The organism is Epilithonimonas sp. (assembly GCF_056329745.1).
Window position 1 is genome coordinate 131,180 of record NZ_JBWEYV010000002.1, and the last position, 21,191, is coordinate 152,370.

General features: G+C 39.7%; 21 protein-coding genes. 9 read left to right on the forward strand and 12 right to left on the reverse strand.

Translation table 11 applies throughout. The annotated features are described in order from the left end of the window. Window positions 1-128: 128 nt before the first annotated feature. The 3 genes from AC00Y6_RS02455 to AC00Y6_RS02465 are packed head-to-tail and all read right to left on the reverse strand — an operon-like array spanning window position 129 to window position 2,450. Window positions 129-743 (reverse strand): DUF502 domain-containing protein, encoded by a 615-nt coding sequence (locus AC00Y6_RS02455; RefSeq protein ID WP_474489027.1) that lies wholly within the window; start codon window positions 741-743, stop codon window positions 129-131. Beyond that, on the reverse strand, window positions 744-1,325 hold the full coding sequence (locus AC00Y6_RS02460) for a MiaE family protein (RefSeq protein ID WP_474489028.1): 582 nt from the start codon (window positions 1,323-1,325) through the stop codon (window positions 744-746). It lies immediately after the preceding gene. A 30-nt stretch (window positions 1,326-1,355) separates the two neighbouring features. Further along, entirely contained in the window at window positions 1,356-2,450 is a 1,095-nt protein-coding gene (locus AC00Y6_RS02465) for an acyltransferase family protein (RefSeq protein WP_474489029.1), read from the reverse strand. A 274-nt stretch (window positions 2,451-2,724) separates the two neighbouring features. Between AC00Y6_RS02465 and mutL the strand changes: the two genes are divergently transcribed. From mutL to AC00Y6_RS02485, 4 genes are read left to right on the forward strand one after another with little or no spacing between them, the layout of a single operon-like run. After that, window positions 2,725-4,494 (forward strand): DNA mismatch repair endonuclease MutL, encoded by a 1,770-nt coding sequence (gene mutL / locus AC00Y6_RS02470; protein WP_474489030.1) that lies wholly within the window; start codon window positions 2,725-2,727, stop codon window positions 4,492-4,494. 3 nt (window positions 4,495-4,497) lie between these two features. Further along, window positions 4,498-5,247, forward strand: a complete 750-nt coding sequence (locus tag AC00Y6_RS02475) for a rhomboid family intramembrane serine protease (protein ID WP_474489031.1) — start codon at window positions 4,498-4,500, stop codon at window positions 5,245-5,247. Beyond that, a complete protein-coding gene (locus AC00Y6_RS02480; protein ID WP_474489032.1) occupies window positions 5,248-6,228 on the forward strand; it encodes an endonuclease/exonuclease/phosphatase family protein in 981 nt (326 codons plus the stop codon). Window positions 6,229-6,246: 18 nt separating this feature from the next. Further along, on the forward strand, window positions 6,247-6,597 hold the full coding sequence (locus AC00Y6_RS02485; protein ID WP_474489033.1) for a hypothetical protein: 351 nt from the start codon (window positions 6,247-6,249) through the stop codon (window positions 6,595-6,597). A gap of 59 nt (window positions 6,598-6,656) precedes the next feature. Here AC00Y6_RS02485 and AC00Y6_RS02490 read toward each other — a convergent pair whose 3' ends face one another. Beyond that, window positions 6,657-7,253 (reverse strand): superoxide dismutase, encoded by a 597-nt coding sequence (locus tag AC00Y6_RS02490; protein ID WP_474489034.1) that lies wholly within the window; start codon window positions 7,251-7,253, stop codon window positions 6,657-6,659. Between the two features lie 370 nt (window positions 7,254-7,623). On the opposite strand from AC00Y6_RS02490, the gene AC00Y6_RS02495 reads away from it, so the two are divergent. The 3 genes from AC00Y6_RS02495 to AC00Y6_RS02505 all read left to right on the forward strand — a co-directional run bounded on the left by AC00Y6_RS02495 (window position 7,624) and on the right by AC00Y6_RS02505 (window position 11,967). After that, on the forward strand, window positions 7,624-8,844 hold the full coding sequence (locus AC00Y6_RS02495; RefSeq protein ID WP_474489035.1) for an aminotransferase class V-fold PLP-dependent enzyme: 1,221 nt from the start codon (window positions 7,624-7,626) through the stop codon (window positions 8,842-8,844). A gap of 208 nt (window positions 8,845-9,052) precedes the next feature. Then, window positions 9,053-11,455 (forward strand): endopeptidase La, encoded by a 2,403-nt coding sequence (gene lon, locus AC00Y6_RS02500; RefSeq protein ID WP_474489036.1) that lies wholly within the window; start codon window positions 9,053-9,055, stop codon window positions 11,453-11,455. Between the two features lie 134 nt (window positions 11,456-11,589). Beyond that, complete coding sequence (locus tag AC00Y6_RS02505; RefSeq protein WP_474489037.1) at window positions 11,590-11,967, forward strand: MauE/DoxX family redox-associated membrane protein; 378 nt, start codon at window positions 11,590-11,592, stop codon at window positions 11,965-11,967. Between the two features lie 32 nt (window positions 11,968-11,999). On the opposite strand, the gene AC00Y6_RS02510 is transcribed toward AC00Y6_RS02505, so the two are convergent. Beyond that, complete coding sequence (locus AC00Y6_RS02510; RefSeq protein WP_474489038.1) at window positions 12,000-12,797, reverse strand: alpha/beta hydrolase; 798 nt, start codon at window positions 12,795-12,797, stop codon at window positions 12,000-12,002. 165 nt (window positions 12,798-12,962) lie between these two features. Beyond that, window positions 12,963-14,357, reverse strand: coding sequence for a class II fumarate hydratase (fumC, locus tag AC00Y6_RS02515; protein WP_474489039.1), 1,395 nt, complete (start codon window positions 14,355-14,357; stop codon window positions 12,963-12,965). Window positions 14,358-14,569: 212 nt separating this feature from the next. Here fumC and AC00Y6_RS02520 point away from each other — a divergent pair, with 212 nt between their 5' ends. Both AC00Y6_RS02520 and prfA read left to right on the forward strand, forming a co-directional pair. Continuing rightward, window positions 14,570-14,842, forward strand: coding sequence for a hypothetical protein (locus AC00Y6_RS02520; protein ID WP_474489040.1), 273 nt, complete (start codon window positions 14,570-14,572; stop codon window positions 14,840-14,842). Window positions 14,843-15,008: 166 nt separating this feature from the next. Next, window positions 15,009-16,097, forward strand: coding sequence for a peptide chain release factor 1 (gene prfA, locus AC00Y6_RS02525; RefSeq protein ID WP_474489041.1), 1,089 nt, complete (start codon window positions 15,009-15,011; stop codon window positions 16,095-16,097). A gap of 35 nt (window positions 16,098-16,132) precedes the next feature. Here prfA and AC00Y6_RS02530 read toward each other — a convergent pair whose 3' ends face one another. From AC00Y6_RS02530 to nrfD, 6 genes are all read right to left on the reverse strand, one after another. Continuing rightward, window positions 16,133-16,459 (reverse strand): SUF system Fe-S cluster assembly protein, encoded by a 327-nt coding sequence (locus tag AC00Y6_RS02530; RefSeq protein ID WP_474489042.1) that lies wholly within the window; start codon window positions 16,457-16,459, stop codon window positions 16,133-16,135. A gap of 1 nt (window position 16,460) precedes the next feature. Continuing rightward, the gene (locus AC00Y6_RS02535; protein WP_474489043.1) at window positions 16,461-17,156 is read right to left on the reverse strand and encodes a 3'-5' exonuclease; all 696 of its coding nucleotides are present in this window, start codon (window positions 17,154-17,156) and stop codon (window positions 16,461-16,463) included. Window positions 17,157-17,232: 76 nt separating this feature from the next. Next, complete coding sequence (locus AC00Y6_RS02540; RefSeq protein ID WP_474489044.1) at window positions 17,233-18,567, reverse strand: quinol:cytochrome C oxidoreductase; 1,335 nt, start codon at window positions 18,565-18,567, stop codon at window positions 17,233-17,235. Window positions 18,568-18,575: 8 nt separating this feature from the next. Further along, window positions 18,576-19,280 carry a c-type cytochrome gene (locus tag AC00Y6_RS02545; protein WP_474489045.1) on the reverse strand — a complete coding sequence of 235 codons (705 nt, stop codon included), beginning with the start codon at window positions 19,278-19,280 and terminating at the stop codon, window positions 18,576-18,578. Further along, on the reverse strand, window positions 19,273-19,794 hold the full coding sequence (locus AC00Y6_RS02550; RefSeq protein WP_474489046.1) for a DUF3341 domain-containing protein: 522 nt from the start codon (window positions 19,792-19,794) through the stop codon (window positions 19,273-19,275). The genes AC00Y6_RS02545 and AC00Y6_RS02550 overlap by 8 nt, the downstream gene beginning before the upstream one ends. Further along, entirely contained in the window at window positions 19,781-21,178 is a 1,398-nt protein-coding gene (gene nrfD / locus AC00Y6_RS02555; protein ID WP_474489047.1) for an NrfD/PsrC family molybdoenzyme membrane anchor subunit, read from the reverse strand. The genes AC00Y6_RS02550 and nrfD overlap by 14 nt, the downstream gene beginning before the upstream one ends. Window positions 21,179-21,191 lie beyond the last annotated feature (13 nt).

Genomic DNA, 21,191 nt, shown 5'->3' on the forward strand with positions numbered 1-21,191 from the left:
AATGATCTTTTATATTGATAATTGATAGAAAAATCAATCCCATTAAAAAATTCAATACGATCTCTATTTCTTATGACAAAGGATCACCGTAAGCAATCGATTATCAGTTATCAATTATCATCATGAAACTATTCCGGTGCTTTGAAAACACTTTCATCTGAATGGAATCCGGCAACGCCGCCGCTCACAGCAAACTTCATGGCTTCGGCAGAACTCATCCCGTCCACTTCTTTTATGTTATTGAATTTGGTGATAATCACCCAGCCAGAAACGGCGTAAGAATGAGGCAGGTAAACGGCTACCATCTGATCGAGATTGACCGCCGACATATCCGACTGTGTCAAAAACCCAATCCTCCAGATCTCGGGGTTTTCATTGGTTTTAACCCAAACAGGCACATTGAATTTCTTTTTATCCCCTACAAAAGAACCCATCACATCCTTAAGGGAAGAATAGATAAATTTGATCCCGGGAATATGCTCCAGCACATAATCTACCCCATCTACAATAAGGCGCCCGATAATAAATTTGTTACCAAAAAAACCAATAAATGATGTCCCGAAAATAACAATCAAAAAAATCACTCCCGGGAACCTCCCGGACACAGATGGCACTAGGTTATCGATACTGGACACAATATACCAGATGATCCAAACTGTAAGCGCAAACGGGCCAATGATAATGACGCCTTGCAAAAAGGACCTTAGAAAAAGACGCAGATAATCGTTAAAATTTCTGTTCATCTAGCCGTGGATGGTTTCTTTGTTACCGTAAGACTGGATGATTTTGGCCTCATATTCCAGCCATTCTTCCCAACGTTGATTCACTTTGTCCGGATCACCGATTTGCCTTGCAAATCCTATAAAAGTTGTGTAATGATTGGCTTCGGAGATCATCAGGTCATTATAGAATTTTTTAAGTTCCGCATCTTTGATATTTTCGGTCAAAACTTTGAACCTCTCGCAACTTCGGGCTTCTATCATCGCGGCAAAAAGCATTTTGTCCACCAAAAGATCTCGCCTGTCACCACCTTTCACAATGAATTTTACCAAGTCATTAACATAGTCATCCTTCCTTGTCCTTCCCAAAACACCACCTCTTTTTCTAATAATCTGATGCACCTGGTCAAAATGATCAAGCTCTTCTTGGGCAATCGCCAGCAATTCGATAACCATTTCCGGGTATTCGGGTACCATGGTGATAAGCCCAATGGCGTTAGTTGCTGCTTTTTGCTCGCACCAGGCGTGGTCTGTAAGAATCTCTTCCAGATTATCTTCTGCAATATTGGCCCAACGCGGATCTGTAGGAAGTTTGAGACGGAACATTTTATATTTTTTGTAAAATTAAGAATTAAATCAATTTACCGATGATGTTTTTTCCCTCAAATACTGCAAAATTTTCCAACCCCAATCATCCACTTTTTGGAGGCCTTTTGCAATAATGACAGCCAATAAAATATTGATTGGATAAATAATCAAAACCAATAAATACCAGGGTAGAGAATCCTTCAACGGAACAACGAGAAAATAAACCAAAGACGAACTCATACCCTGCGCAAAATAAAAGAAAATGGCATTTTGCCCTACATTGGTCAAGAAGTTCGGTTTTTCAATTTTCAAACGATTATAGAAAACGAATAACGTGACTAATGAAAATAAAGTCCAGATGATGTAAGGCATCTTAGGCGGGAACTTCTGTTTGTTGAGCTTATAAAATATCTCGCCTCCAAAGTACCAAAACAGCCACACCAAAGCCACAGCAACCAATGCGTATGAAACCGGAATCCATTTGGTTGGGATTGTCTTGCCCCGCATCTTATGCCCCACAAGAAAAACCACCATATAAAACGCGACATAACCAACTTGCCCGCTTGGATAAAATTGAGGAAATATATTAAAAATCAGTGTCAAGCCAATACAAATTCCAATAAACCAATTAATATGTTTTGGAAAAAACCGGAGTATCAAAACACCAAAAACCGTCAGTATATAATAGACTTTCAGATACCAGAAACTGCCCATTACCACAGGAAAAGTATCACAGTTAGAATACTCGTGCAGGTACCAATTTCCCAAAATCTGCCATTGCGGCTCTGCCGAAATGCTGGAAGGCACATACTTGCTGCCAAAAGTGGAATAAAAGTCCTTCAACCAATCCACAGAGAAAAATGCCAGCCCAAAAACCTTGAAAAAATAATCCAAAAAGAATAAGAACGTCACGAAAATCATATACGTAATCTGCAGCTTCAGCAGGCGGTAAAGCGTTTTCTCAAGATTATTCCCGGACGTAATGCCACTCAAAGCATAAAACAAAGCCACATCAAAAACGAGCGAAAAAACCCGAACCTCGGTAGGCAGGTAAAACTGGCCACTCCAGAATGCCGTGTGTATAAATATGATGGAAATAGTTGCCGCACCCTTGGCAAAATCTATGTAGAGGTCTCTTTTCATCGATGATGTTTTAAATTCAAGTTAAACACAAAGACACAATTTTTATTTACTTGATAATGTTTTAAGACACAAGAAAATCGAAGATTTTAAATTTAACAATGTTAAATCTTTGTGCCTTAAAACAGAATGATCGAATACCAAATTCCTTGTGCCTTAGTGTTTAGTATTTAATATACTGAAATTCAAAAATATCATAAATTTCCCAAGTTCTTTATAATTATTTAACTTTTACCACTCGATTCTTATCCTTATTTTTGAAAGTTCAATTGTAAAAATGTCAGATATAATTCAGCTTTTACCGGATCACGTTGCTAATCAGATTGCTGCAGGAGAAGTGGTGCAGAGACCGGCTTCTATTGTTAAAGAGTTGCTGGAGAATGCCGTGGATGCAAAAGCGGACAAAATCCAGCTGATTGTACGCGATGCGGGTAAAAATCTGATTCAGGTAGTTGACAACGGAATCGGGATGTCCAAAACCGATGCCAGACTGGCTTTTGAGCGCCACGCGACTTCCAAAATACGTTCTACTGAGGATATTTTCAAGATTGCAACCAAAGGTTTCCGTGGTGAAGCTTTGGCCTCTATTGCGGCAGTGGCTCAGGTGGAGTTAAAAACCAAACAAAAGGACGCGCCTGTAGGCACTAATATCTATATAGAAGGCGGACAGTTCCAGTTTCAGGAGCCTGTACAAACTGTTGAAGGTTCTAATTTTTCTGTCAAGAATTTGTTTTACAATGTTCCGGCGAGGCGGAAATTCCTTAAAAACGACAATGTAGAATTTCGTCACATCATTGATGAATTCCAAAGAGTAGCACTCGCCCACGATCATATCGAATTTGAATTATTTCATAATGACGAACCCGTTTTCCGGCTGAGGAAAGCTGGCCAAATGCAACGTATTGTGGATGTTTTTGGGAGAAAGCTGCAGCCCCTTTTGATCCCAATTAAGGAAGATCTTGGCTGGGTCAACCTGCAAGGCTATGTAGCAAAACCCGAAGGTGCCAAAAAAGTACGAGGCGAACAGTTTTTCTTTGTCAACGGGCGGTATTTTAAAAGTCCATATCTGAGCAAGGCGGTTCAGGAAGCTTTTGAAGGCCTTTTGCAACCCGGTTATGTTCCGACATTCTTTCTTTACCTGGAATTGGATCCGGAGAAAATCGATGTGAATATCCATCCTCAGAAAACCGAAGTAAAATTTGAAGATGAAGCGTTGATTTTTGCATTGATGCGGTCTACCATCAAGCGCTCTTTGGGGATTTACAATATTGCACCAAGCCTTGATTTTGAAAGAGATCCAAAGATGGAAGCTTTTTTTGCGCCAACACCCAGCAGAGCTAACGGTGGCGCACCCACGCCTTCTGCCATTAATGTGGACAGGGACTTTAATCCCTTTTTGACAGTAAAGATTTCCAGTGAGGAAAAAATCAATCTGGCAGAGCTTTATCAGGCAACGGCAGATGCTGCGCCGTCTAAGATCAACCTTTTTGAAGATGATGATCTTGACGAAGATCTTTTCCGGCTACCTAACGGCTATTGGCTGCTTAACAAAGACGGGCAAACTTATATGTTGGATCTGGGAAGGATGCACCGCGTGCTGATGTCTTCTCATCAGGAGAACCTGCCGACTAAAAAAGCAGGACAAAGCCTCCTATTTTCTTTGGAATACCATCTGAACGAAATCGAAAAAAACAAATACAAGTCCATCAAAAAATACCTACCGGACTTTGGTTTTGAAATGACGCTGGCTCAGGAAAACGTGCTGAGAATAGAAGCCGTACCCGAAGCTTTGAAAGAATCTCAGGTTATCAAATTTCTGGAAAAAATCTTTGAAATTTTGGAATACCGAACCGAAGAAGATTTCTACAAATATTTTGAATACCAATGGGTTAAGCTAAAAACCAAATCCAAATTTGATTTCATCTACAAAACCGAAGTAGAACAGCTGGTAAAAGACTTTATCGATCTAGGGTTTCCGCAATACACTGTTAACGGCAAAAAATGCTGGCTGGAAGTTCCATTTGATGATTTTAAAAATAAATTTTAAACTATGTTTTCGCAACTCACACCTGTCACCAAAAATATTATCATCATCAATGTCGTTGTATTCATTGCGACATTCCTGTTGGAAAATTATAATATCAACGCTACTGGCCTTCTTGCAGGCTATTTTCCGTTATCTCCCAATTTCCATTCCTGGCAGGTGGTTACGCATATGTTTATGCATGGCAGCATTCTTCACATCGCATTTAACATGATGACATTGTGGAGTTTTGGCCCAGTGCTGGAGCAGGTTTTGGGCGAAAAGAAATTCCTGATCCTTTATTTTGCATCGGGATTGGGAGGTTTTGCCCTTTACAATCTTTGGAATTATTACGAAGTCAGCCAGATCACCAACTTCCTGACTTCACAGGGTTTTGACATTCATGAAATATATAAATATGCTGATTTTTCTTACAGCGGAGAGCGGCCTATCAATTCCAATAACCCGGAAGTAATTGACCAAGCCAAAAAATTGTTTGGCATGTTAACCACTCCAATGGTTGGCGCATCAGGTGCAATTTTTGGTGTAATTGCTGCATTTTCAACACTTTTCCCTGATGCCAAGCTAATGTTCCTATTTATCCCATTTCCTATCAAAGCCAAATATCTGACGCCGGTTATTATTGTAGTTTCTTTGTTTTTAGGATTCAGGCAAAGCGATGGCGACAATATTGCGCATTTCGCACACTTGGGAGGCGCATTGGTTGGTTTCCTATATATCTTGAGCTGGAAGAAAAACCGAGACCGAATCCAATAAATGGCCATTATACGTTTTCTTTTAACAGCACTGCATTTGCTGGTTATCGCCTTATTGTTTGGAACAATTCTGAATGCTTACATTCCGCCGCGGGTTTTTGGGTTTCTGAACTTGCTTTCATTGGCGTTTCCGATATTGATTATTGCTGATTTAATCTTGCTGATTTTCTGGATAATAACTTGGAGAAAACGTTCTGTAATTTTCCTTTTGCTGTCCTTATGTTTCATTACCCCAACAAGGCGATGGGTTAATTATACTTCAGAAAAAAAAGAAAAACCGAATCTTAAATTGATTTCGCTCAATGGAAAATTTGGGAAAATGGGGAACGATGAGATCTACAGCTACATCCACAAAGAAAATCCTGATGTTGTCTTTTTTCAGGAATTTGACAATAACAAAAAACCTGAAGGCTTCAATTACGCCGGGGAAAACTACGCCTATATCAAAATATTTTCTAAATTTCCCATCTCAGAAACGGGCCTTATAAAAACCGATGTTAACAATGGCTTATCCATTTTTGCCGATATCAAGATCAATGGGAAAACCATCCGGTTTGTCAATATTTATATGGAGCCTTTCTTCCTAGAAAAGAAAATGGTAAGGCCTACAGGCGATATGAACAGGAACGAGGAGAAAGCCAGGAAAATCCTCCACATGCTGATCCCAACGTTTAAAAAACATGAGACAGAAATTAACCAGATCAAGGATTTTATAGATGCGTCGCCCTATCCTGTAATTGTTGCCGGCGATTTCAATTCGGTTCCCAATTCTTATGAATATTACAAAGTTTCAGAAGGTCTTCAGGATGTCTTTCTAAAGACTGGAAAAGGAAGCGGAACCAGTTTTCATGACTTTAAATTCCCTTTAAAAATTGATCACGTTTTTGCTTCGCCATCCATTGACCCAATTAGTTATAAAGTGGACAGAAGTGTCAGTATTTCAGATCATTTTCCCATAATAGCCACATTTAATATCAAATAATTTTACGATTTTTGCCCTATGAAATCTAAATTCTGTACGACAATCCTTGTGGCAACGGCACTCTCCTGCACTCAAAAAGAAAAGATTCAGAACAATTCTGACATGTTGGATGCTGCGCCTTCTGTGACATTTGACACCATTGCCATAGATTCTTTTGGGCCTGGTGCAACATCAGCAAGCGTGATGTCGAAAATCAACGCAGTAGCCATCAAGAGGGAAAAAGACAGCCTTGCAGCCATTGCGAAGGTAGAGCAAGAAAAGCTCGACAAAGAGAAGGCTCAGAAAGAAGCCCAAAAAGCCAAAGAGGAGAAAAAAGAAGTCAAACCGGAAAAAACAGAATCAACCACTCCTCAGGAAGCCAGCAACTAAAATATAAAAAGCCACCAAGAAATCCTGATGGCTTTTATAATCTTTTGCAGTAGATCAATCTATTTGTTATAGAATTCTTCTACTTTGTCCCAATTAATCACATCAAAAAATGCTGCAACATAATCAGGTCTTTTGTTTTGGTATTTAAGGTAATATGCGTGTTCCCAAACGTCAATGCCTAAGATTGGAGTTCCCTGAACATCTGCAACCGGCATCAATGGATTATCCTGGTTTGGTGTAGATGATACTATAACAGATCCATCTGCATTTTTCACCAACCAAGCCCAACCAGAACCAAATCTTGTTTTGGCAGCATTAGAAAAATCCTCTTTAAATTTTTCAAAACCTCCAATTTTCTCTATTTCAGCTTTTACGTTACCCACTGGCTCTTTGCTTCCGCCAGGAGTCAAAAGTTCCCAGAAAAGCGAGTGGTTATAATGCCCGCCACCGTTGTTTCTCACCGCTGGTTTATCTGTTCCTGTTTTTTGTATGTCTTCAAGAGATTTTCCTTCAAGATCTGTCCCTTCAATTGCTTTGTTAAGATTGTCCACATACGCCTGATGGTGTTTTGTATAGTGGATTTCCATTGTTTTTGCATCAATCGTTGGTTCCAACGCATCGTATGCATAACCTAGTTTTGGTAATTCGAATGCCATAGTTTTACTATTTATTGGTTAATAATAAATGAATGGTTCAAAAATACTCAATTATTATTCCATCCGGCAAAAATCCTCATTTTTTTATAAATATTTAACATCGATATTTTTAATAATTTTTGACGTAACTTTGACCCATTCTAAATAATTATTGATACATATTTAATTATTTGGGCAGCTATTCCGCCTTCCGCTCCCAATCTTTTTTGCACGAAGTTTTCACTTTAAAAAGAACTCGAAGAAAAAGCAAAAAAGGATTTCCGCTCAAGTCGGGCTGCAATATTGTACGTTTATAATTCAATATATACAGTAAACCTCACAGGTTTTAAAAACCTGTGAGGTTTAGCAAAAATAAAAATCATTATAAAAAATGCTCGACATCCATCATATCAGATCGCAATTCCCCATTTTAAATCAAGAAGTCAACGGAAAACCTTTGGTTTATCTGGACAATGCAGCTACGTCGCAAAAACCATTGTCTGTGATCAAATCCTGGGAAAATTATTACGAAACCATCAATGCCAATGTGCATCGTGGGATCCATACGCTGAGCCAACTGGCCACCGAAGAAATGGAACTTTCCCGTCAAAAGATCCAGAGATTCATCAATGCCAAACACGATTACGAAGTTATTTTTACAAAAGGAACAACCGAAGGAATCAACCTCGTGGCTTATGCCTTGACGAATCAAATCAAAAAAGATGATGAAATTATCATTTCATATTTAGAACACCATTCCAACATCGTTCCGTGGCAAATGCTTTGTGAAAGAACTGGCGCCAAGCTACGCGTTATTCCTATGGACGAAAATGGGATTCTTCAAATCGATGTTTTGGATTCCTGGTTGGGAGAAAAAACTAAAGTTGTGGCGGTTAATCAGGTTTCTAACGCCTTGGGCATCGTTAATCCTATCGAACAGATTATTGAAAAAACCAGAAAACTTTCTAATGCTTACATCTTGATTGACGGCGCACAATCAGCTCCGCATTTCAAAATCGATGTCCAAAAGCTGGACTGTGATTTTTTTGTTTTCTCAGGTCACAAAATGTATGCACCCATGGGAACCGGCATTCTTTACGGTAAAGAATCGGTTTTAGAAAACCTTCACCCTTTCCACGGTGGCGGCGAGATGATTGACAAATGTAGTTTTGATGGTACTACTTACGCCGGTTTGCCATTTAAATTCGAGGCTGGAACGCCAAATGTTGGCGGCAATATCGCATTGGGTGCTGCCGTAGATTTTATCAATCAAATCGGGCACGATAACCTGCAAATCCACGAAAATGAGCTTTTGAATTATGCCCAGAAAAAACTTCTGGAACTAGACGGCATCAAAATCTATGGTGAGAAAGCGCACAGAACAGGCGTTATTTCTTTTAACCTAGATGGTGTGGGAATTGCCTCGGACACCGGTATGATTCTCGACAAAATGGGAATTGCGGTGAGAACCGGCCATCACTGTACCCAACCAATTATGGATTTCTTCAATATTGCAGGAACTGTTCGCGCGAGTTTTGCAGTTTACAACACGTTGGAAGAAGTTGATATTTTAGCAGAAGGCGTAAAAAAAGCACAGAGAATGTTGGTATAGATTGATTCCAAATAAAAGCTCAAAACCCTTTCATCAATTAAAACAATGGAAGGGTTTTCTATTATCTGCCAAATTGCTAGTCTTTTATCGATGGCACAGCGCTTGCGAAATTATAAACCCATTTGTAACAATAGTATTTTCTGCAATTCGGCAGGAGATAACTATCTGTATTAATTTTGATTAATGACATTATGTCATCTGCTACACTATGACAGAATTTGAAAATATAAATTTTGACGAGATTATTGATGAAGGGATTGGTATCCTGAGCCAGGAAATCAACTTATCAGACTTCGACAACAAGGAAACCGACGAATTGCAAACAGAATTCCCTATCCTGCCGGTAAGAAATATGGTGATGTTCCCAAAAGTGATCATCCCCATTACAGCTGGCCGCGAGAAATCCAAAAAACTATTGGAAGAAGCGCAGAAGGAAAACAGATTCATTGGGATTATCAGCCAGAAAAACCCCAACGAGGAAAACCCGACAGAAAAAGATCTCTATGCCATTGGCACATTGGCCAAGATTTTGAAAATCATCCGCCTACCCGAAGGCAACATCACGGCCATCACACGGGGTGTGCAAAGGTTCAAGATCAAAAAAATGCTGACTTCGGAACCTTATTTCTTGGCGGAAATCACCAAACAAAAAGATTCTCAGCCCAAAGATAAAGAAGAGTTTTCCGCATTAATCGATAATATACGGGATCTTGCTGAGAAAATCATCAACATAGATCCCAATATCCCAAATGCCGCACAGTTTGCCATTAAAAACATCGACGGCGAGGAGGATATGCTCAACTTTGTTTCAGCCAACGGGAATTTTTCTGCCGATAAAAAACAGCTTTTACTGGATGAGAAAACTTTGCTGGGACGCGCCAAAGCTTTGTACCAAATGATGCATGATGATTACCGCCATCTGGAACTGAAAAATCAGATTCATCAGAAAACAAGCAAAGACCTAGACAAACAACAGCGTGAATATTTTCTGAATCAGCAGATTAAAACCATCCAGGAAGAATTAGGTGGCGGTGCAGAATCCGATGTGGATGAGTTTAAGAAAAAAGCGGAAAAAATTAAGTGGAGCGATGATGTAGAAAATCATTTCCAAAAAGAATTACAACGGCTGCAACGCCAGCATCCGAACTCTCCGGATTATAACGTCCAGAGAAATTACTTGGATTTCTTCACAGATTTGCCTTGGGAAAAATTTTCTAAGGATCATTTTGACCTCAAAAAGGCAGAAAGACTTTTGGAGAAAGAGCATTTTGGTTTAGAAGACATCAAGAAAAGAATCCTAGAGCACATGGCGGTTCTGAAACTGAAGAACGATATGAAGTCGCCCATCCTTTGTTTGGTTGGTCCTCCGGGAGTTGGTAAAACATCGCTTGGTAAGTCCATTGCGGATTCTTTGGGCAGAAAATACCTCAGGGTTTCCCTTGGCGGCCTGCACGACGAAAGCGAAATCCGCGGACACCGGAAAACCTACATTGGCGCAATGGCAGGAAGGATTCTGCAGTCCATCAAAAAATCTGGAACGTCTAATCCTGTGATTGTCCTGGACGAGATTGATAAAATAGGTCAAGGTGCGCACGGCGACCCGAGTTCTGCCCTGCTGGAAGTCCTAGACCCGGAACAGAACAATAATTTCTATGATAATTTCTTAGAGCTGGGATATGATCTGTCCAAAGTGATGTTCATTGCAACAGCCAATTCACTTTCTACCATCCAAAGGCCATTGCTGGACAGGATGGAAATTATCAGCATAGCCGGATATACACTGGAAGAAAAAATTGAGATTGCCAAACGGCATCTGATCAAAAAACAACTTCAGGAAAACGGCCTTGATGCGAAAGCCTTAAAACTCGGAAATCCTGAACTGAAACATATAATAGATGCGCACACTTCGGAAAGTGGCGTAAGAACGCTTGAGAAAAGAATTGCTGCCATAGCGCGCTGGGTTGCGCTTCAAATTGCGATGGAAAAGGATTATGATCCCAAAATTTCTTTTGAAAAAGTAGACGAAATCCTTGGTGTCCCAAGACCGAAAACGCTGTCTGAGATTACCGATGTCCCAGGTGTGGTAACCGGATTGGCGTGGACCAGTGTTGGCGGTGATATTCTTTTTATAGAAAGTATCCTGTCCAAAGGAAAAGGCGGCCTTACAATGACGGGAAACCTTGGGACTGTGATGAAAGAATCTGCTACGATAGCCTTAGAATACATCAAAGCTCATTATGAAGACTTGGGCATTTCTGAAGAGGATATCGAGAAAAAAAATATCCACGTCCACGTACCGGAAGGAGCTACGCCCAAAGACGGCCCTTCTGCCGGGATTGCGATGCTGACCTCGATGGTGTCCAGTTATAAAAACAAAAAAGTAAAACCACATTTGGCTATGACAGGAGAGATCACCCTTCGTGGAAAAGTGCTTCCTGTAGGCGGAATTAAGGAAAAACTCTTGGCCGCAACAAGAGCCGGAATTAAAGAAGTGATCCTTTGCGAAGCCAACCGAAAAGATGTGGAAGAAATCAAAAAAGATTACCTAAAAAACCTAAAAGTCAACTACGTTACCAATATGAGCGAGGTGGTTGATATTGCATTAAAATAGATTCCAAATCAATTTTACCAGAATCCGTTTCTTTAATTGTAGAGAAACGGATTTTTTATTAAAAGTTGAACCGTATTTAATTTTTAAATCAAAATTTTAACTAATTTCGAATAATCATCACAAATTTTATAATTATGAAATACTTTAAATTTATTTTGTGTCTTTTATTCGGGATTATGTTTATCAATGCGGGATTGGACAAGTTTCTACACTATATGCCAATGCCTGCACTTACCGAAGAGCAGAAAAAATTATTTGCCGCCTTTTCCGAAATCTCATGGCTAATGCCTTTGGTTGGTGCGGTGGAAATCATTGGTGGATTATTATTCATATTCCCAAAAACCAGAGCTTTGGGGGCCATTGTTATCCTACCAGTTTTAGTTGGTATTGTAATCCATAATTTCACCAAATTACCTACGACAGAAGGAATGACCATCGTAAGCATCCTTGCCCTTATCAACTTATGGATCATCTATGACAATCGTGGAAAATATAAAAGTCTGATCAGTTAAAAAAGGAAGATCACAAGACCTTCCTTTCTAAATTATAAGTTTTCAATTGCTTTTACAATCCTACCTTTATCAGAAGTAACCATCCCCTGCAAATGCTCGCCGGAAAATTCTAAAAACTGTTTGGGTTCCGGCGCATTATTGTAAATTAATTGGCCTTGTTCAAAAGGGACCGTAGAATCACCTTTGCTGTAAATGAATAGTTTTGGAAGCCCTGTTAAAGCCATAATATCTTCTTTTGCGGAATAAGGTGATGTGACATAACGCTCAATAATTTCCTTCATTTCTGGTTTAAATTTGATGGCAATATCCGTGAAAGAAGACATGCCACCATCTAAGATCAAACCAGAAATTTTCGATTGGTTATCTTTCGCCAGATGCGTTGCAACTTGTGATCCTAATGACGCACCATAAAGGTAAATTTTAGTATTGCTGATGTCTTTTCTGCTTAACATATTATCAAAAAATTTCTGCCCATCTTCCGCCACATTAAGATGTGTAGGCGTCCCGCTTGATTTTCCGTAACCTCTCATATCTACCATTACCACTTGAAAACCGGCATCTACCAATGGTTTTGTCATAAACTGGTACGTTGAAATATTCCCTCCTGCACCATGAAAAAACAGAATTGTTTTTTTGATTGATTTTGCTTCCGGTTTTAAAATAACAGCGGTGATAGTATCATGGTTTACAGGAAGGCTTACATGTTCGATATTTTTAAAGTCCAGAGGTTTCATTTCTTTTTTAGGCTGATAGAATTTGTCATCCATTTGCGCTTTTGAAAAAACCGATACTAAAATTAAAAAGATGCTGATAAAGATTGAAGTTTTCATATGTTTTAATTGTTTTAATACCCCAAAATTAGACTGACGCCAAAACAATTCAAAAAAAATACAACCGAATGGGTGAAAACCTTTACTGAACTGTTACAATGAGATCATCAAAAAAAAAGACCGCCTTCAAGAAGCGGTCTTTATTAATTTAAATCAGAGAAAATCTTATTTTAGACTTCCAACCATATCTTCAGGTTTTACCCATTCGTCAAACTGTTCGGCAGTAAGAAGACCTAGGTTAACAGCTTCTTCTTTCAGCGTGGTGCCGTTCTTGTGAGCCGTTTTGGCAATTTTGGCGGCATTTTCATAACCAATATGCGTGTTAAGAGCGGTTACAAGCATCAATGATTTATCAACCAATTCTTTAATTCTTGGCAAATTAGGTTCGATGCCTACAGCACAATGCTCATTGAAAGAAAGCATCGCATCTGCTAACAATTGCGCAGACTGCAAAAAGTTGAAAGCCATTACCGGTTTAAAAACATTCAGCTCATAATTCCCCTGCGTTCCGGCAAAAGAAATCGTGGTATCGTTACCCAAAACCTGCGCGCAAACCATAGTTAAAGCTTCATTCTGTGTTGGGTTTACTTTGCCCGGCATAATAGAAGAACCTGGTTCGTTTTCAGGAATATGGATTTCGCCAATCCCCGACCTTGGTCCTGATGCTAGCAATCTGATGTCCTGGGCTATTTTATACAAGGAAACCGCCAACTGTTTTAGTGCGCCATGTGTTTCTACAATACCATCATGTGCTGCCAAAGCCTCAAACTTATTAGGCGCTGTTACAAATGGTAATCCTGTAAAATCGGCAATATATTTCGCCACGAGAACGTCGTAACCTTTTGGTGTATTAAGGCCTGTCCCAACTGCCGTTCCTCCTAGAGCCAACTGTTTTAGGTGCTCGAGTGTATTTTCAATCGCTTTTTTTGCATAATCTAACTGCGCTACATATCCGGAAAATTCCTGTCCCAAAGTCAACGGAGTAGCATCCATCAGGTGAGTCCTTCCGATCTTCACCACAGTTTGGAAACTTTTGGATTTAGCATCCAGCGTATTTCTTAATTTTTCCAATGCCGGCAAAGTTTCAGTAACCACTTTCGTGTATGCCGCAATGTGCATAGCCGTTGGATAAGTATCATTAGAAGATTGCGACTTGTTAACATCATCATTAGGATGCACATCTGTCTTTTCGCCTAGTTTACCGCCGTTATTCACATGGGATTTGTTGGCAATTACTTCGTTCACATTCATGTTCGACTGTGTACCCGAACCGGTCTGCCAAATAACAAGCGGAAATTGCGCATACAGCTCTCCTGCTAATATTTCATCACAAACCTTGGCAATCATATCTCTCTTTTCAGGAGAAAGTACGCCCAATTCTGCATTGGTATATGCTGCTGCCTTTTTAAGAAAAGCAAAGGCGTTGATAATCTCGTGAGGCATACTACCTTCTGGACCAATTTTAAAGTTGTTTCGGGAACGTTCTGTCTGTGCGCCCCAAAATTTATCTGCAGGCACTTTTACTTCGCCCATTGTGTCTTTTTCGATTCTGAAATCCATTATATACTTTTTTATTGATTAATTACTTTTGTTGAGCAATTTCCCTATTCGAAACTGAGATATAAATCTCTAGCTTTTTATCCCAATTTCCGAATGAAATTACCTTACGAATTTACTAAAAAACTGAAAATTTAGCAAAATGAAAAAAATCAATCATTAAATTTTGCCTGATAAAATAAAATCCGTTATTTTTGCTCAAAATATAGATCATTATGATGTTATCAGCATTCTGGCCGTTTTACCAATTCCTTTGGACTGTTTACTTTTTCACAATGTTCCTTTGTGGGTTCTGGTGTATTTTTATGTTTGCCACATTCATCGTTCCTCTTTGGTTAACAGAAGGTGTTGCAGAATATTTTGGGAAAATTAACAAAAACTTTGACCCAGAACAAGTAAGATACAAAAAACTGTATGAGCAGGAAGGTGTAGAAGTGTTGTACCAAAGACCTGCTGGCGAAAAACCGGCAAACCACGGCCATCATTAATCTGGCAGTTATCTTTTCGTAAGAGATTGCACTCAAAGCGAAACAATATATATGAAATCCATTCTTTCTGAGAATGGATTTTTCGTTTTATGAGGATTTTGTAGACCAAACTCTTCTCTTTTTTCTTGATTCTTATTTCCGTATCTTTGCCAACTAAAATTAAAGCATGTCTAAGTCATTAATTCCGAAACTGGAAGCGATAAAACAACGATATAATGAGGTAGCTGATCTCATCATCCAACCTGAAGTGATTACAGACCAAAAAAGATATTCCACTCTTAACAAAGAATACAGTGACCTTGGAAAAATCGTCAGAGTTTTTGATGAATACAAGGGCGCATTGGATACTATTGCCGAATCTGACGAAATCATTGCGGACGGTTCTGACAAAGAATTTGTGGAAATGGCAAAACAAGAAAAGTACGAAGCTCAGGATAAATTGCCCGCTTTTGAAGAAGAACTGAAATACCTTTTGATTCCCAAAGATCCTGCTGATGACAAGAACATCATCCTGGAAATGCGTTCTGGTACTGGTGGCGATGAAGCGGCTATTTTTGTGGAGGATATGTACAGGATGTACTCGATGTATTTTAAAACAAAAGGCTGGAAACACGAAATTACCGATGCCAGCGAAGCATCCAAAGGTTACAAAGAACTCATCATGAAAGTGGAAGGCGAAAGCGTTTACGGCATTATGAAATTTGAGTCTGGTGTTCACCGGGTGCAACGTGTCCCTGAAACCGAATCTCAAGGGAGGGTTCATACTTCGGCTATTACCATAGCCGTTTTGCCGGAAGCAGAAGAAGTTGATGTGGAAATCAATCCTGCCGATATCGAGATGCAAACTTCCCGTTCGGGCGGTGCCGGTGGGCAAAACGTTAACAAGGTGGAAACCAAGGTTCAGCTAACGCACAAACCATCGGGATTGGTCGTGGTTTGTCAGCAGGCGCGGTCTCAGCTGGCTAACAGAGAACTGGCTATGGAAATGCTGAGGGCTAAATTGTATGATATCAAACTGCAGGAAGTGGTAGGTGATATAGCGGCACAAAGAAAAACAATGGTTTCTACGGGTGACCGTTCTGCAAAAATTAAAACGTATAATTATCCGCAAGGGCGTGTGACAGATCACAGGATCAATAAGTCTATCTACAATCTTGATGCTTATATGAATGGCGATATCCAAGAAATGATGGATGCCGTAATTATGGCTGAAAACGCCGAGAAACTGAAAGGCGAGGAAGAAGGAATCGCATAAAAGTACAAAGGAGATTGCCAAACAATCTCCTTTTTTTATAACATACCAAGCTCAAACTTGGCTTCTTCGCTCATCATTTCGCGTGTCCATGTTGGCTCAAAAGTCAATTCTATCTTGGCAGATTTTACACCTTCTACCCCTTTTACTTTTTCTTCAACTTCCATTGGCAACGTTTCTGCCACTGGGCAGTTGGGAGAGGTTAATGTCATAATAACCAAAACTTCTCCTTCCTCTGAAATCTGAACATCGTACACCAAGCCCAATTCATAAATATCAACGGGAATCTCGGGGTCAAAAACCGTTTTCAGCTCTTTAATTATCTCTTCCCCAATATCAGCAATTTGATCGTCTGTATATTTCATTTTAGTCTAATCTTTTTAATAAATCTTCTTGCCGCATCCGGCGAAAAACATTAGCCAAAGTTAAGACATCTTTTTCACAATAATGAATGATTCTGTCTATATCGCCTTCCTTATAAAATATCTCAGCCACCATACTGCCGTCTATATCGTCCTTTGGGGTAGGGATTCCGAAAATATGGGCTAATAATTCCAAGGAAACATAGCTTTTCCAATCACCAAATTTCCAAAGTTCCATGGTATCGATATGCGGAATCTCCCAAGGTTTTTTCCCAAACATCTGGAAAGGCAGCGGCGGCTGGATGCCATTAATCAAAAGCCGTCTTGCGATGTAAGGAAAATCGAACTCTTTCCCGTTATGGGCGCATAAAATAACATTGGCCATCCTTGGGCTGTTAAAAACCTCGCAGAAATCCAATAAAAGATCTTTCTCCTCACCTGAAAAAGTTGCTATTTTCAGCCTCCCAGAGTTGTTGTCTATCATTCCCACAGAAATGCAGATAATCTTGCCAAATTCGGCCATTATTCCAGCTCGCTGCTCATAGAAATCAGACGCTTCGATTTCCTCTTTCCTCTGTAACCAGGTCTTCTTATCCCAGAGATACTGGCTGGTTGTGTCAAGATTCTGCCATTGATCAATCTGAGGAACCGTTTCTATATCCAGAAAAAGAACATTTTCTATAGGTATCTTATGAATCATGATTTCAATCTTTGATTAAAAATAATAAAAAAACCCAACATTGCTGTTGGGTTTATATGATTAATTCTAAATGTCATTAGAACGGATACTCATAAATCTCTGATTCATGGTAGTAAGGATTACCTGTTGGCATTAATTTAAGTTTTGCCAATGCTGTCATTACGGTGAATACAAATATTCCCACAACGAAAACAAATGATCCAATTACCAATAGGGCCATTGGAAGGTTGTTCCAGTAAGGTCCTACCGTTCCAGGCATTACCATATTGAAGTAATCTACAGCGTGACCAAAAATTACGATGCAAGCCATAAAAGTAACCACTTTGTAATTTCTCTTGATGCTGCTGCTTACCAAAACCAATAATGGTGCAAGGAAGTTAACAATCAGCATTGGTAAGAATGTTGGTCCGTAATACTCAAAACGGCCAAGGAAATAGTTAACCTCTTCCGGTACGTCTGCATACCAATATAGCATGAACTGACAGAACCAAAGGTAAGACCATAGCATACTTGTCGCAAATAAGAATTTACCCAAATCATGCAGGTGATTATTGTTAAACTGAGGATAAACCCCTTTCTTTTTAAGATAAACACTAATGATGATCATGATAGCTATGGAAGTTGAAAGGCAGCTAACCATAGAATACCAAATGTACAAAGTAGAATACCAGTGAGGATCTATTGACATCAACCAATCCCAAGCCCAAGCTGCGGAAGCAAATCCAAAGAACGCGATGTAACCCACATTCCAGCTATACAAACTTGCATAGATTTTTCTGTTACCTTTGTTTTCATCCACCTTTTTGGAAAGGCTTTTCAGTTTCCATGCGAAGAAAGATGCACCTACAACATAGATGATTGTTCTGATCGCATAAAACGGGATATTAAGGAATCTTTTCTTCTCAAATAAAATCACATCGAATTCTGGTGAATTCGGATCTGTCAGATTAGGATCCATCCAGTGGAAAAGATGTCCCTGATGGGTAATATTTAGGATCATAATAATCACCAATAATGCACCACCGTATGGGATAAAAGAAGCAATAGCCTCCATCACTCTAGTCACGATAATAGACCATCCCGCGTGAGCAGCATGCTGAATACTGTAAAAGAACAATGCACAGCAGCTGATTCCGAAGAAAAATACAGCAAATGTGTGGATGGCTGCCAAAGGCTGATTATGAACCTGAAGTTCAGCATGCTCAAGATGGGCATTTTGATCCTGCGGACCTACCAACTCACTGGAGTGAGAAGGAGCATGGTGCCCTTTTGAATGAGCAGACTCCATCCAATGTGTGATTGTAGCATCATCCAAACCATGGTTAAGTGCATAACCAATACCGAATAAAACAACGCCTACAACAATGAGTATAATTGAATATAATCTTAATTTAGGGGAAAAACTATACATTTTTTTCTTTATTTTTTATTAGCATTGGTTTTTTCATCGGTAGCAGCAGCCGGAGTTGCTGCGGCAGCATCTGCCTTGGCAAGCGTAGGTGCTTTGAATGTGTTATAAACATACAATGCCACTCTCCATCTGTCACCAACATTCAGTTGTCCAGCATAAGATCCCATCGCATTTCTACCATTAGTTAAGACATAATGGATAGATCCAATGGTGATATCTCTGTCTGCATAGTTTGGTACCCCTGCATAAGCCCCGCTCTGCACGATTGGCCCTTGCCCGTCACCGCCCGTACCATGACATGCCGCACAGGTATGGTCAAAAAGAACTTTACCTCTAGCCAAATCTTTTTCAAGATTTTTAGGATTCAAAGGGGAAACAGTAACGGTTTTCGAAGCATCGTAGCCAGCATTGTATTCATCAACTTTTTTTGGCAAAGTTTCTTCGCTTACGATACCATCCTTGTTCTGAGGAACCGTACCTTCCACCGGAGAAAGACCTGTTGCACCATTATGTGCTACAAAGGCAGGGATCTCGTTCTCATGATCAGAATAAGCGTCTTTAGCTTTCATTAAAGGATCATAAGCTACCGGAAAGTACATATCAGGAAAGTATACCAATGGCGGATTGTCTTTAGGTCCACAAGAATTTAGTAAAACACTAGTCAAACCAAAGATTGCTGTAATTTTTAAAATATTATTCTTCATTTTAAGCATCTTTTACGGTTATTTCTTCAACACCTGTATCAATCAAAACCTGTTTGATTGTATCAATATCATCTGAGATAAACTCGATCATAAATTTATCATCCGTAGTTCTTGGATCAGGATTCTGAGGTTTTGCTCCAGGATACATTTTATTTCTGAAAAGAAACGTTAATGACATCAAGTGGGCAGAGCAGAATACCATCAATTCAAACATCGGATCTACAAATGCAGGCATGTTGTGCGCCCAGTCAAACGAAGGTTTACCACCAATATTCTGAGGCCAGTCATGATTCATAATATACCACGTAACTGTTACGCCTATACATACACCATAGAGTGCATAAATAAAAGCGGCATCAGAAATTCTGGTTTTCTTTAATCCAAGTGCTTTATCTAATCCGTGAACAGGGAATGGCGTATAAACTTCGTTTATAGATATTCCTTTATCTGTAAAGGCTTTTACGCCGTGCATCAAATCATCGTCGTCGCCATAAAGGCCATATATAATCTTAGTGGTGCTCATCTCCTTCTTTTGCTTTATAAGTTTCACCGGAAATTTTCAAAATACTCTTCAATTCGGCCTGTGCAATGACAGGGAATGTTCTGGCATACAACAGGAATAATACAGAGAAGAATCCTATTGTTCCAAGATATACACCTACGTCTATAATCGTTGGTTTAAACATCGTCCATGATGATGGAAGGTAATCTCTTGATAAGTTGATAACAATAATATCAAAACGTTCAAACCACATACCGATGTTGATAATCAATGCAATGATGAATGTCCAGAAGATATTGGTTCTTACTTTCTTAAACCAGAATGCAGCAGGCACCACAAGGTTACAGATAATCAAGGCCCAAAATGCCCACCAATATGGTCCAACAGCAGCACCTGGAGAAAGGTAAGTAAAATCTTCAAACCTTGACCCGGAATACCAACCGATGAAATATTCTGTTGCGTAAGCTACAGTTACCATACCACCTGTTACGACGATTACGATATTCATAATCTCGATATGGTACATGGTGATATAATCTTCTAAGTGACAAACTTTTCTAGCGATAAGCAATAAAGTCTGTACCATGGCAAAACCAGAGAAAATCGCCCCTGCCACAAAATATGGCGGATAGATAGTGGAGTGCCAACCTTTGATTACCGACGTGGCAAAGTCAAAGGATACTGTGGTGTGTACCGAGAATACAAGTGGTGTTGCCAAACCTGCCAAAACCAAAGATAGCTCTTCAAACCTTTGCCAGTGTTTTGCCTTACCTCCCCAACCAAAAGCTAGGATTGTATAAATCTTTTTGTTGAATGGTGTTTTTGCACGGTCTCTAATCATTGCAAAGTCAGGAATCAATCCCATAAACCAGAATACTACTGATACCGAGAAATAGGTTGAGATTGCAAAAACGTCCCAGAGCAGTGGTGAGTTAAAGTTCACCCAAAGAGAACCAAACTGGTTTGGCAAAGGGAAAACCCAGTATCCAACCCAAACTCTACCCATGTGAATCACCGGGAATATAGCTGCCTGACAAACAGCGAAGATGGTCATCGCCTCTGCAGAACGGTTGACCGACATTCTCCATCTTTGTCTAAATAATAATAGTACGGCAGAGATCAATGTTCCGGCGTGGCCGATACCTACCCACCATACGAAGTTGGTGATATCCCAACCCCAGTTGATTGTTCTGTTAAGTCCCCATGCGCCGATACCGGTTCCGATGGTGTAAGCAATACAACCAAATCCGTAAACGAACAGCACTAAGGCAGCGTACAAAGACACCCACCATAGTTTACCTGCACGTTCTTCGATAGGTCTTGCGATATCTTCTGTAATATCGTGATAAGTCTTATGACCAATAATTAAAGGTTCCCTTATCGGAGCTTCGTAATGTCCTGACATTTTTTACCTATTT

Bases quoted from the DNA above. Each gene is read 5' to 3' on its own strand.
- AC00Y6_RS02455 (WP_474489027.1), bottom strand. From the start codon at position 743: ATGAACAGAAATTTTAACGATTATCTGCGTCTTTTTCTAAGGTCCTTT.
- AC00Y6_RS02460 (WP_474489028.1), bottom strand. From the start codon at position 1,325: ATGTTCCGTCTCAAACTTCCTACAGATCCGCGTTGGGCCAATATTGCA.
- AC00Y6_RS02465 (WP_474489029.1), bottom strand. From the start codon at position 2,450: ATGAAAAGAGACCTCTACATAGATTTTGCCAAGGGTGCGGCAACTATT.
- mutL (WP_474489030.1), top strand. From the start codon at position 2,725: ATGTCAGATATAATTCAGCTTTTACCGGATCACGTTGCTAATCAGATT.
- AC00Y6_RS02475 (WP_474489031.1), top strand. From the start codon at position 4,498: ATGTTTTCGCAACTCACACCTGTCACCAAAAATATTATCATCATCAAT.
- AC00Y6_RS02480 (WP_474489032.1), top strand. From the start codon at position 5,248: ATGGCCATTATACGTTTTCTTTTAACAGCACTGCATTTGCTGGTTATC.
- AC00Y6_RS02485 (WP_474489033.1), top strand. From the start codon at position 6,247: ATGAAATCTAAATTCTGTACGACAATCCTTGTGGCAACGGCACTCTCC.
- AC00Y6_RS02490 (WP_474489034.1), bottom strand. From the start codon at position 7,253: ATGGCATTCGAATTACCAAAACTAGGTTATGCATACGATGCGTTGGAA.
- AC00Y6_RS02495 (WP_474489035.1), top strand. From the start codon at position 7,624: ATGCTCGACATCCATCATATCAGATCGCAATTCCCCATTTTAAATCAA.
- lon (WP_474489036.1), top strand. From the start codon at position 9,053: ATGACAGAATTTGAAAATATAAATTTTGACGAGATTATTGATGAAGGG.
- AC00Y6_RS02505 (WP_474489037.1), top strand. From the start codon at position 11,590: ATGAAATACTTTAAATTTATTTTGTGTCTTTTATTCGGGATTATGTTT.
- AC00Y6_RS02510 (WP_474489038.1), bottom strand. From the start codon at position 12,797: ATGAAAACTTCAATCTTTATCAGCATCTTTTTAATTTTAGTATCGGTT.
- fumC (WP_474489039.1), bottom strand. From the start codon at position 14,357: ATGGATTTCAGAATCGAAAAAGACACAATGGGCGAAGTAAAAGTGCCT.
- AC00Y6_RS02520 (WP_474489040.1), top strand. From the start codon at position 14,570: ATGATGTTATCAGCATTCTGGCCGTTTTACCAATTCCTTTGGACTGTT.
- prfA (WP_474489041.1), top strand. From the start codon at position 15,009: ATGTCTAAGTCATTAATTCCGAAACTGGAAGCGATAAAACAACGATAT.
- AC00Y6_RS02530 (WP_474489042.1), bottom strand. From the start codon at position 16,459: ATGAAATATACAGACGATCAAATTGCTGATATTGGGGAAGAGATAATT.
- AC00Y6_RS02535 (WP_474489043.1), bottom strand. From the start codon at position 17,156: ATGATTCATAAGATACCTATAGAAAATGTTCTTTTTCTGGATATAGAA.
- AC00Y6_RS02540 (WP_474489044.1), bottom strand. From the start codon at position 18,567: ATGTATAGTTTTTCCCCTAAATTAAGATTATATTCAATTATACTCATT.
- AC00Y6_RS02545 (WP_474489045.1), bottom strand. From the start codon at position 19,280: ATGCTTAAAATGAAGAATAATATTTTAAAAATTACAGCAATCTTTGGT.
- AC00Y6_RS02550 (WP_474489046.1), bottom strand. From the start codon at position 19,794: ATGAGCACCACTAAGATTATATATGGCCTTTATGGCGACGACGATGAT.
- nrfD (WP_474489047.1), bottom strand. From the start codon at position 21,178: ATGTCAGGACATTACGAAGCTCCGATAAGGGAACCTTTAATTATTGGT.